This window comes from Halobiforma lacisalsi AJ5 (genome assembly GCF_000226975.2).
Classification (GTDB): Archaea; Halobacteriota; Halobacteria; order Halobacteriales; family Natrialbaceae; genus Natronobacterium; species Natronobacterium lacisalsi.
In genome coordinates this window covers 2,503,197-2,514,572 of the sequence record NZ_CP019285.1, presented here as the reverse complement: position 1 = coordinate 2,514,572, position 11,376 = coordinate 2,503,197, and the positions used below count along the sequence as shown (strand labels likewise).

The 11,376-nt window shown below is 61.1% G+C and carries 9 protein-coding genes; 2 read left to right on the top strand and 7 right to left on the bottom strand.

The features are described from left to right. Positions 1 to 58: 58 nt before the first annotated feature. The 6 genes from arcD to CHINAEXTREME_RS12075 form a co-directional block, all read right to left on the bottom strand. Entirely contained in the window at positions 59 to 1,516 is a 1,458-nt protein-coding gene (arcD, locus tag CHINAEXTREME_RS12100; protein ID WP_007141600.1) for an arginine/ornithine antiporter ArcD, read from the bottom strand. A gap of 620 nt (positions 1,517 to 2,136) precedes the next feature. Then, positions 2,137 to 3,024: an ornithine carbamoyltransferase gene (argF, locus tag CHINAEXTREME_RS12095; RefSeq protein ID WP_007141599.1), complete on the bottom strand. Its 888-nt coding sequence runs from the start codon at positions 3,022 to 3,024 to the stop codon at positions 2,137 to 2,139. Positions 3,025 to 3,080: 56 nt separating this feature from the next. Then, complete coding sequence (arcC, locus tag CHINAEXTREME_RS12090) at positions 3,081 to 4,004, bottom strand: carbamate kinase (RefSeq protein ID WP_007141598.1); 924 nt, start codon at positions 4,002 to 4,004, stop codon at positions 3,081 to 3,083. 303 nt (positions 4,005 to 4,307) lie between these two features. Continuing rightward, positions 4,308 to 5,768 carry an arginine deiminase gene (gene arcA / locus CHINAEXTREME_RS12085; protein ID WP_007141597.1) on the bottom strand — a complete coding sequence of 487 codons (1,461 nt, stop codon included), beginning with the start codon at positions 5,766 to 5,768 and terminating at the stop codon, positions 4,308 to 4,310. 79 nt (positions 5,769 to 5,847) lie between these two features. Further along, positions 5,848 to 6,636 (bottom strand): IclR family transcriptional regulator, encoded by a 789-nt coding sequence (locus CHINAEXTREME_RS12080; RefSeq protein WP_007141596.1) that lies wholly within the window; start codon positions 6,634 to 6,636, stop codon positions 5,848 to 5,850. 1,182 nt (positions 6,637 to 7,818) lie between these two features. After that, positions 7,819 to 9,411, bottom strand: a complete 1,593-nt coding sequence (locus tag CHINAEXTREME_RS12075; RefSeq protein WP_007141595.1) for an ABC1 kinase family protein — start codon at positions 9,409 to 9,411, stop codon at positions 7,819 to 7,821. 162 nt (positions 9,412 to 9,573) lie between these two features. Here CHINAEXTREME_RS12075 and CHINAEXTREME_RS12070 point away from each other — a divergent pair, with 162 nt between their 5' ends. Next, positions 9,574 to 10,005, top strand: coding sequence for a hypothetical protein (locus CHINAEXTREME_RS12070; RefSeq protein ID WP_029601626.1), 432 nt, complete (start codon positions 9,574 to 9,576; stop codon positions 10,003 to 10,005). Between the two features lie 116 nt (positions 10,006 to 10,121). Here the strand turns inward: CHINAEXTREME_RS12070 and CHINAEXTREME_RS12065 are convergent, their stop codons facing one another. Then, positions 10,122 to 10,556, bottom strand: coding sequence for a universal stress protein (locus CHINAEXTREME_RS12065; RefSeq protein ID WP_007141593.1), 435 nt, complete (start codon positions 10,554 to 10,556; stop codon positions 10,122 to 10,124). Between the two features lie 190 nt (positions 10,557 to 10,746). On the opposite strand from CHINAEXTREME_RS12065, the gene CHINAEXTREME_RS12060 reads away from it, so the two are divergent. After that, the gene (locus tag CHINAEXTREME_RS12060) at positions 10,747 to 10,965 is read left to right on the top strand and encodes a hypothetical protein (protein ID WP_007141592.1); all 219 of its coding nucleotides are present in this window, start codon (positions 10,747 to 10,749) and stop codon (positions 10,963 to 10,965) included. The last annotated feature ends 411 nt before the right edge of the window (positions 10,966 to 11,376 follow it).

Genomic DNA, 11,376 nt, shown 5'->3' with positions numbered 1-11,376 from the left:
TAAATCTCGAGGAAGGGGTAACCAGCAGAAAGAAAAAACCGGAAAAAGGTCCGAAGCGTTACGCGACCGCTTCGGCCGGCTGCTCCGTCGGTTCTTCCGGTTCCTTCATGTACATCTTCCACCCGGTGAAGCCCATGATGACGACCAGGATCGGCGACAGCAGCCCCACGAAGAAGTACGGGAGGTAGCTAAGCACGGGCACGCCCAGTGCGGCAGCCATGAAGACGCCCCCGGAGTTCCACGGGATCATCGCCTCCGAGACGGTACCCGTCTCCTCGAGAGTCCGGGAGAGGCTCGTCCCGTCGAGGTCGTATTCGTCGTGGAGGTCGCGGAACGTCATGCCCGGCACAACGATGGACATGTACTGGTCGGCCGTGAGGACGTTCATCAGGAGCGGACCGATGGCGGTTGCGAGCGTTGCACTCCCGACGCCGCGGACGGCTTTGGCAGTGTTGTGGGCAAGTACCGCCAGCACGCCCGTGATCTCTAGCAGCCCACCGATCGACAGGGCACCGAAGACGATGGTGATGACCCAGATCGAGCCGTTGAGGCCACCGCTCGCGAGGAGTTCGTTGACCAGTTCGACGCCGGTTTCGGGACCGGTACCGTAGTGGATGATATCCCACGCTTCGGCGAATCCACGGCCCTGAATGAGGACCGAGACACCAGCACCGGAGAACACGCCAGCACCGAGCGCCGGCAGTGCGGGATAGCCCGCGATCGCGAACCCGAACGTGATGATCAGGGGAATCAGGACGAGAACGGACAGTTCGTACGTGCCGGCGAGGGCACCCTGAATTTCGGCGACCTGTCCGGCCGCGTCTCCAGCGCCACCTGTATCGGCGGTGAGCCCGAGGATCGTGTACAGCACGAGCGAGATGACGCCGATGATGATCGTGTTCGGGAACATCCCGCGAACGTGGTCCCACAGATCGACGTTACTGACACCGGACGCGAGCAGGGTGGTGTCCGACAGCGGCGACTGTTTGTCACCCATGTAGACGCCCGACAGGATCGCACCGGCGGTCAACGGCTCGGGAATGCCGAGCCCGGCGCCGATACCGACCAGTGCGATACCGAGCGAACCCGCCGTGGTCCAGGAAGACCCGACCGCCATCGCGACCACGAACGAAAGGAGTGCGGCAAGCGGGACGAAGACGCTCGGCGTGAGGAACTCGAGCCCCCAGTACATGATGAAGGGGATGGTCCCGGCGTCGATCCACGAGGCGATCAACATATAAATCACGAAGAGGATGAAGATCGCCCCGAGTCCCATCACGATACTGTTCGAGATACCGTCGAAGAGTTCGTCCCACGAGTACCCCCAGTGGTATCGTGCGATGAGCCCGATGAAGGCGATCCCCCAGAGCAGGGGCATCTGTGCGTCGAGCCCGAGATAGACGATACCGACAGCCAGGAACATGATCATCCCGGCTATCGGTAACAGTGCTTCACCGAACGACGGTCGCCGTTCGGGATCGAAATCCTCGTAACTTTTCGGTTCGAAATCTACCATTGTGATTACCTGTTGTTTCGGTGAGGTGGTTACTGATCGGTTCGCCGTCACTTACGACGCTCTGATCAGGGTCTCGTTGCCTACACTTCGGTCTTTATCTCAGGCTAGGATAAAACTACCGCTGATTCCTATTTCGGTAGGTAGTGATTTCCAATAATAATCCCTCAGAATCCATCAGAACGGCTCTGCTTGACACACACTCTCTCACAGGGCGAGCATCGATCACGACGCCTTCCGATATCAGTAGCTGATAGATATATATTAACGTGCGGTAATTGGGTAGGATCAGGCAGGAGTTCGAGTTCACTCTATCGACGGCGATGGACGACGACACCAATCGTTCCGGTTCTCGAGAATGTCCGTGCCCCCTCGAGAACAGGTTCGGGGTACGTGCCGTCCCAGCGACGGACAGTCTCAGGGACACACCGGGAGCTCGGTGTGGTCCAGTCGGTCCTCGATCGTGAGAGCGAATCGCCAAAGTCGAAAGTGGGTACCGGGTTCGAGGGGCTCCGTGCCGTGGCTACACACGACGCGCGCTGTAGCCGAAAAGTGGGTTGGGGATGGATGTCGACGCGTTTTGTTTCGACCGCTTCCGTCGGTGTTCGAGGGGAGATCCGGACTTATTCGTTGACCAGCGTATGGAGGATGGCCTTCTGGACGTGCATGCGGTTTTCGGCCTGGTCGAAGATCACCGACTGGGGACCGTCGGCGACCTCAGCCGTAACCTCCTCGCCACGGTGGGCCGGGAGGCAGTGCATGAAGACGGCGTCGTCGCGAGCAGCGTCCATGAGATCCTGGTCGACCTGGAAGCCGTCGAACTCGGCGAGTTTCTCCTCGCGCTCGTCTTCCTCGCCCATGCTGACGAAGACGTCGCTGTAGACGGCGGTCGCGCCGTCGACTGCCTCGTACGGGTCGTTGGTGACCGTCACGTCAGCATCGCTGACGCGTTCCTGGATCTCCTCGTCGGGCTCCATACCTTCGGGAGTGGCGATGCGACAGTCGACGTCCATCTTCGCGGACGCCTGCATCAGCGAGTGGGCGACGTTGTTCCCGTCGCCAACGAACGCGATCGTGTCGAGACGGTCCTTTTCGTGGAGGGTGTACAGGTCGGTCAGAGCCTGACACGGGTGGAGGAGGTCAGTCAGTCCGTTGACGACCGGCACGTCGGCGTTCTCGGCCAGTTCGATCATTTCCTCGTGATCGAACAGACGGGCCATGATGGCGTCCTCGTACCGAGACATGACCTGACTGACGTCCGAGATGGGTTCTCCGCGGCTGAGCTGAGAGGACCCCATCTCGAAGAAGATTCCGTGGCCCCCGAGCTGAGTCATTCCCGTCTCGAAAGACAGGCGCGTCCGCGTCGACGGCTTCGCGAACAGCATCACGAGGGTCTTGTTGTCCATTACGGCGGAGAACTCGTCGGGGTTCTCCTTCATTTCGTCAGTCAGTTCGAACAACTGCTCGATCTCTTCCGTTGTGACGTCGTTGAGGTCTATGAGATGCTGCATCGGTTTGTGTTTGTTTTGGTCTGGTATTTAGTTCTTCGGCTATTCTCACTTATCGGTTATCGGTCCGCCGGCACGATCGTCGTGCCGGTTTCATCGTCAAGCGCCTCGGTCGCGGTTTCCGGGGCCGTGATGATCGCTCGCTCGCCACCGTTTTCGACGAATTCGATACAGGCCTCGACCTTCGGTGCCATACTGCCTTCACCGAACTCGCCGGCCTCGAGGAGGTCTGCCGCTTCGTCGACGGTGAGCTGATCGAGTCGTTCCTGGTCGTCGGTCCCGAAGTTCCGATAGACCGCTTCGACGTCGGTCAACACTAGGAACTCGTCGGCTTCGATATCAGTCGCGAGCACCTGTGCGGCGCGGTCCTTGTCGATGACAGCTTCGACACCGGAGAGGCCGTTGCCCTCTTCAACGACGGGAACGCCGCCGCCGCCGACGCTGATCACTGGCTTGCCGGTTTCCACGAGCGTCTGGATACGTTCCGACTCGATGATTTCGATCGGTTGCGGGGACGGAACGACACGCCGGTAGCCGACCTCGCCGTTACCGTTCGTGTCCTGCTTGACCGGGAAGTCCTTCTCTTCGGCTTCGGCTTCGTCGTAGAACGGGCCGATCCGCTTCGTGGGGTCGTCGAATGCCGGATCGGCTTCGTCGACGAGCGTCTGCGTAATGACGGTCGCGGGCGTTTCGCCGAGTTCCTCACGGAGTTGCTGCTGGAGGAGGTAGCCGATCTGCGCCTGCGATTCGGCACCGAGGACATCGAGTGGCTTCTCCGCGGCAGTGTCCGACTCTTCGTTTTGCAGGAGCAGCTGGCCGACCTGGGGGCCGTTACCATGGGCGAAGACGAGTTCGTGGCCACGCTCGCGGAGATCCGCAAAGTGTGGAGCGGTTTCACGAATCGTCTCTCGCTGGTCTTCTATCGATCCTTCGCCACCTCTGAGTAGGGCGTTCCCACCCAGAGCTACGACTGTATAGCTCATGGGTACTTGCAACTCTCTCCAGGTGGCAGAAAACTCTTATGCTGATTCTCAGGCGTCGGTGTGACGAACGCTCGCAGGACGTGTGAGTAGCCCGAGTACAGATACTGTGTCCCCACAGCGGCGTTTTGGCTTCCTGTGACGTCGAAGGCTACTGGACGTCCGAAGCCCAGTGGGGAAAAACAAAAACGAGCGGCTGTGCCGGGGTCATAAAGAACGGCGACCGAGTAGCGGTGCAGGGATCACGACGAACGCAGACGAGGGGGAACACCGACGACCGTGCCTCTGACGTTGCTCGATGAGACGTTACTTCGGAGCGCGACGGAGCGGCGTCGTCATGCAGTGAATCGCACCGTACCCCGCCCGGAGGTTGATGATCTTCCGACCTTCGCCGTCGGGAACGACCGTCACGTCGTAGTCCTCCTGCAGCCCCGTCACGAACTGGTGCATGACACAGTCGTCGTCCTCCGTGAAGCGGACGGGCAGGATCTTACGCGGGCCGAGCGTCAGGAAGTTCGTGATCGCCTTCAGTGCCGTGTCGACGTCCGGATGGTCCGGATCGACGTAGTCGTAGACGTCGACGATCTCGAAGCCCTTCTCGCGCAGGTAGTCGCCGAAGTTCGCGTCCGACCGATCCAGGACGTACGGCTTTTCGCCGTCGTCGGTCCGGCGATACACGTCGAGAGTCGTGTTGTCCACGAGTTCCTTGTGCGCCACGGCGAGGTCCTCGTCGACGAAGTTGAACCACGTATCGAGATGCATGATGTCCATCTCGACTTCGCCGTTGTCGTCGTCCTTGTTCTCCTGAGCGGCTTCGAACGGTGCGCGAACGAGTCCGACTTCCGGCGCACCGAACGCGTCGTCCATCAGGAGGCGATGACCGGCCGCGTAAGTGGTCCGATGGACGTACTCGGTGTCGTCCTCCGCGATGTCATGTTCCGGATACGCAGCGCCTTCCGGAACCTTCGCCGAGACCCCGAGGAGCGAGAACTCGCCGGCGGGATAGAAGTCGCCGCCTTCGACGAGTACCTCGGTCGACTGGATGTCGTCCCGTTCCGGGACGTGCTCCGTGACGTCGTGTTCGTGTACCTGGCTCAGGTCCGCGACGATGTCAACGTCGAACTGGTTCCCGTCGAGGGCTTTCCAGGACGCGCGAGCGATGTCGACCTCGGGCTTGCGCGTGTCCTCTTTCATCGAACAGAGGACGACCCCCTTCTGGGTGACGAACTGCTGGTCCCGCTGGAAGTACATGTTCGTCAGTGGCTGTTCGAGTTGGACGCTCGTCGTGTCCCAGCGGTCGGGGTTCGACCCGGGGACGTCCTCCTCGGCGTCGGCCCGATGCCGAATGACCTTCGCGTTGCCCAGGACGGCCTGTATCTGTGTATGCGGGTTGAGCTCGTGCAGTCGCGACCACAATTCGTCCCGCCGATTCACCCGGACCTCTTCCTCGAGTTCGCTGAGATCGAAGTCGACACGCGACGAGAGCAGCGCGCTCATCCCGCCGCCCTTGGCGAGGTCGTCGTGGAGGTAATGGATCGGGTCGTCCACGGGCAGTGCTTCCTCAAGGTCCCGAGAGAGGCTGAGATGTTCCCGTTGGGCCTCGACGAGCGAGAAGTCGTCGAGGAAAAGGTTCGGTTCGGGGTCCATGATCCCGACGAACGTTTCGGTACCCGGAAGATGCATCCGAACCGCCTGCAGTGGGTCCCACTCGGCGGTAGCCTGTACTTTCGGAAGGTCGTCCGTGTGCTTCGGGGATTGATTACTCATGGGAATTCAGCTAGGTGTTTCGACAACAAGTACGTAAATGCATCGCTGAAATATACAGCCGTTTATCCGACTTACCGTGTTACTCGGTCTCTATTTTCACTTCGATGATGTTTGCAGCCTCCATCACCAGCTCCGGCACCTCGTCCGTAAACTGTGCGTTCTGCAGGCGAGTTTTCGGTGCGGTGACGCTGACGGCACCCGCGACGGCTTCTCCCGGACCACGGACCGGTGCACCGATGGACCTGGTCCCGCGGATCTCCTCTTCGTCGTTGACCGCGTACCCCCGTTCGCGGATCTCCGCCAGTTGCTCGCGGAGCGTTCCCCGATCGGAGATCGCGTTCGAGTCGTCGTCGAACTCCGTCCGCGCGATCAACTCGTCCCGACGCTCCTCGGGAAGAAACGCGAGTATGGACTTGCCGGCCGCGCTCGTGTAGAGTTGGCGCGGAGTTTCTCGCATCCTGAGGTGGTAGTCGCTGGTCACCGCATCTTCCCCCATCGCTTCGTAGAGTACGATCTGGTTCCCGTTCGATTCGGTGACCAGATGAGCGGTGTGACGGGTCTGGTCGGCCAGTTCGTCGATTTCGTCCCGCCCGATCCGATAGAGGTCGGTGTTGTTACGTGCGTAGTTCGAGATGGGAATGACCCAGTATCCGAGCTGGTAGGTACCGTCGTCCTCTTGGGTTACGATCCCCTCCTGGCGAAGCGTTGCCAGGTACGTGTATATCGTCGATTTCGTCAGTTCCAGGTCGTCGGTGAGTTCCTGTAACGTGGCGCCTCGCCTGTCTTTGATCGCATGAACGATGTCGATCGCTTTGTGCACGGATTTGATCTGGCGGGGTTCGTCCGCGTCCGACGTGTCCGGTTTCATATTTGAACGCACGCAGAGTAGCATCTTATACTGTCCTCATCTGCCCACCGATTGAAAATAGTCAAATACACTCCGCCGACCCTGGTTACCGATACGAGTCTCGTCGAGATGTCGGCCCTCAACCCTCGAGGACGGCGAAAATGTGGTCCCCGGCTCTCGAGAGCGTTAGTGCTCGTCGATACGCAGCGGCCTCCAATGGCCGATGGTATCCGGGCGGTCCACTCTAGGTTCTCGATCGTAACGTGAATAGCGGTCGTAACGAGAGAACTCCGGATTCGCCGGTCGAGAGGCCTGATAAAATCGCCATATGATTGATTTGATATACCCAAACTCAGTGGGGAACACGATGGACCCGCAAGTGGTGAGACTACATCCCTATAACCGATATCTCGGCGTTAAGGCACTGATATAGCCGATATTACCTTCTCACGAACACGCCAAAGACGACTCGGCCACGATATAGGGTTTGATAGAATCAAACGAATTCTGCTGGTTTCCGTTCGTACCCACTCCGCTTCTCACTTCTCGGTGTGCATCTCCCCTGTAAGAGGGCGGGTACCGTTCTCTTCGGCTTGCTCGTGGGACCGCGACCTCCCGCGGTCTGACCGTGGTCTCCGCACTCGAGCCGAGACGGAGAGTGCCCGGCCCGTAGATTACAACAGTACCAGTGTAATTCGATATACTCAAATAGTGTTCGGCTGCTCGATCGATCCAACCCCGTTTTCGGCCGTTGTGGCACTCATCGAGGTGGGCACACCTACTGGTCGACGTCACGTGAAGTTGACGGGGGCGCTAGATCCGTGCAGTTCGAACTGCCCGAACTGAATTCGATCCGATAAGAACATCTGAGGCGTTTATATTTTAGTATAGCCAAGACAATATATAGTCTATTGGAGTATAACGCTGTACTGATCAATACTGGACCGTCGAACGATCAGCCAATCCAACCATCGAATACAGCGACGAGAAAATCCCCATTAGACCGGGATTTGTCGTTATAGATTCCGACTTGACTGCATTGTCTCTATTGCGGACAGCCCTATTGTGACGATGAAAATAATCTCTGTAGAATGACTATTTTTGTCCATACGCTACTACATACCATCCAGATTGAAGCCGAGATACATTATTAAACTCTGAATTGTTTATTATCAGAGGCCGATCTAAACTAACTCGAGCGCGTTACGGCACCGACGTCCACCGGACGCGAAGGTACTGGGCAAGCGCCAGCAGCGCCCCCGCGAGACTCAGGAGTTCGTACGCCCCCTCCTGGAACGTCAACAGCCCAGCCGTCACGAACAGCGCGGCCGCAAGGACGGCGTACCCGACGCCCGGATCGCCGCCGGTCGGCCCTTCGACCGGCTCGGTCCGGACGAGGAGTTCGCCCCGCTCGAGTTGGCCGAGGACGGCGTCAGCCCGGGCCGGTAGCCCCGCCACGACCGGTGCGGAACGCCGGAAATCCGCTTTCACGTCCTCGAGCAGCGCCTCGAACTCGCTCTCGATGAACCCGTAGTCGACGAGAAACGATCGCGTCACTGCGATGAAATCGAACTCGGGGTCGAGGCTCCGACAGACCCCCTCGCCGACTGTCCCTACCCGCATGAGCAACATGACGTTCGGCGGGATCCGGAACGGAAAGTCGTGGAGCATCGACAGCAGTTCCGTGACGATCAGCCGCCAGGTGACGTCGCCCCGGCCCTCGAGGTTCTCGATCACCAGTTCGAGCACCTGCCTGACCGCGACCCGGTCGACGTCGGGGTCCAGCACCTCGAGGGCGATGAGCGTGTTCAACAGGCCGTCGACGTCCCGCCGGACGAGCGTCCGGTAGAGGTCGGTGATCTCGTCCTGTTCCTGGCGCGTGAGCCGCTGGCTCATTCCGTAATCGTAGATCACGAGCCGTCCACCTTCGGTCACGGCGAGGTTTCCGGGGTGAGGATCCGCGTGGAACACGCCGTCGACCAGCCCCATCCGGAGGTACGTGCGGGCGATCAACGTCGCCAGCTCCGTCCGGCCCATCCCGGCTGCCTCGAGTGCGTCGTCGTCGGTGATCTTTCGGCCTTCGACGTACTCCATGGCCACCAGCCGCTTCGAGCAGCGATCGTCGTACGTCTCGGGGACGACGACCCGGTCCTCGTCCGCGAAGTTCTCGCCGATCTCGGCCATGATCGAGGCCTCGCGGGCGAAGTCCAACTCCTGGAGGATGATCTCCTCGAAGTCGTCGGCGAGGTTCCGGATCGAGTAGCGCTGGCGCTCGTCGGCGAACGCCGCCAGGATCGGGACGAATCCCCGGATGACGCGCAGGTCCCGTTCGACGAGCGAGACGAGCCCCGGGCGTCGCACCTTCAGTGCGATCCGTTCCCGTCCGCTGTCGGAGTCGAACTCGGCCGTGTAGACGAACGCGAGCGACCCGCCCGCGACGGGTTCGAGCGTCTCGAGGTCGACGGCTGGATCGTCGCCGAGCTCCGCCTCGACGACGGTCATCGGATCGCCGCCGGCGTCTTCGGGAACCTCGTCCTGCAGGGTAGCGAACTCTTCGACGTAGGTCGGGGGGACGATGTCGGGGCGCGTCGAGAGCACCTGTCCCACCTTGATGAACGCGGGGCCGAGATCCAGCATGATATCGGTCAGTCGTTTGGCACGCTCGCGGTGGACCGCCGTCGTCACCTGCCGGGATGGGCCGAACAGCAGGAACCGGCGACGATCACGGAGGAAGGCGATGGCGACGGGGAGAAACCGGACGAGAACCTGTAGATACCGGACGTAGTACCCTCTCATCGGTGTCGGGCGAAGGGGCCGTCGATCGTGGGACGATCCATACGTCGTGTTCGAAGACCGAACACAAATACGTCGGTGATCCCGCTGACTGCGGTCGATCAGGCCGGCGCCGCCGTCGAACCGATCGATAGATTGAACAGTTCCGCCAGTCTCGTCGTAGCTATGGACGCGGGGCAACGACGGCAGTGGGGTTTGCTGGTCGGGTGCCTGCTCGTGACCGGAATCGTCTACCTCGGGTTGATCCCGCGTCTCGTTCTCGAGGGGGACGGCTCGCGGGCGGTACGGTACGTCGGACTCGGCTGGGTGCCTTACACCTGTCTGTTCTACGTCGTCGGTCGGCTCTTCTCCACGCCGGAAACCCTGCCGAACATGCGCGCGGCCGACGCCGGTCTGGGGCTCTTTCTGGTGGCGCTTCTGTTGAGCCTCGGTCTCGACGCCTGGGGGTTCACGCCGGAAGCCGTCCCGGCGGCCCACGCCCTTCAGGCGGTCGCCGTTTTCGTCGGACTCGCGCTGTTCGGCTGGGGGCTTGGCCGTCGGTCGAAGGCGATCGCGACGAAGACCGATGCGGACACGGAACGCCGCTCGAGCGAGTGAGGCGAGCCGTCGCTCGAACGTCGTCCGAGTGGGATCGTACGGACTGCTGTCCCGATTTACCGGCACAGCCACCCCAGGATCGTGGGTGCGCCGGAACTGATGGACAGGAACCCGTCTCAGTCCTGCTCCCCGACCACGAGCACGTCGAGATCGCCGTGACGGGTAACGCCGTCCGTGACGCTCCCGAGCATCAGTCGGCCGACGCCACCCCGTCCCCGCGTCCCCATGACGACGACCTCCGCGTCCACCTCGTCGGCATACTCGAGGATCTCGTGAGCCGGGACGCCGGTCCTGACTTCCCCTTCGACGTCGATTCCGCGGTCGGCCCCACGTTCCTCGAGTCGCTCGACGAACGTCGCTGCGCGATCGGTCAGGACGTCGGCCGCACTCGCGTCGTCCCCCGGGAGCCGAACGGAGCCCAGCGGCCCGGTTTCGGCGATACTGATGGCGTACACCGTACCGTCAGCCGTCTCCGCGAGGTCGAACGCGCGACTCGCTGCCCGCTCGGCGTAATCGCTCCCGTCGGTCGGAACGAGGATCCGATCGTACATATCTCGACGGTCGCGGTCGACCCCTATAAATCGCGCCGCCGACTCCCGTTCTTCGCCCCCGATACTGCCCCTGCTGAAGGGTAATCGATCCGAACGAGACCCTCGAGACGGCGTCCCGACGCCGGTAACCAGTCGCTGGGAACCGCGCTCGTCGTTTATGACGGCGCTGGCGAATGGGTCGAACGGAGTCATGAACGCCGACACGCTGCAAGCGGAACTCGAGGCCGCGGGCGAACTGATGGTAACCGTCGAAACGTTCGAGGAACCGCTCGAGTTGCACCGCCACGACACCGAAATCGGCACCGAAGAGATCACGCTCGAGTTGACCGACGGGGAGCTGGTCTTCGACGTCGACGCCGTCGTCGGCTACTGGAAGCACCAGCACTCGCTGTCGGACTACGGGCTCTGAACGGTTCGAAACTCGAGAAGATCCGGCAGTCTTTAGATCGCTCTTTTCGGTTCGCGACAGATCGCGAGGTGTACAAAACGGCATGAACAGCCACCGACGCCGCATCGATGCCATCGCTCGAGACGCCGCTCTTGCCCCCCTGATCGAGCGGGACCAACGATAGACGATACGTCTCCGTCCCCAACTCCGCGGCGACGGCAGAGGCCGTCGTCGCCGACGAGCGCGTCCTCGCGGAGATCACTCTGGCATCCTCGCCGCGGGCACTGCTGCTCGAGGACGTTCTCGATACCGGGAAGACTCTCGGCGCAGTCGTTCGCCGCCGCGCTCGCTCGACTTCATCCGGATTCAGTTTACACCCGTCTCGATCCCCTCCGCAATCACCGGCTCGTACGACTATCTCTACCGGTCTAT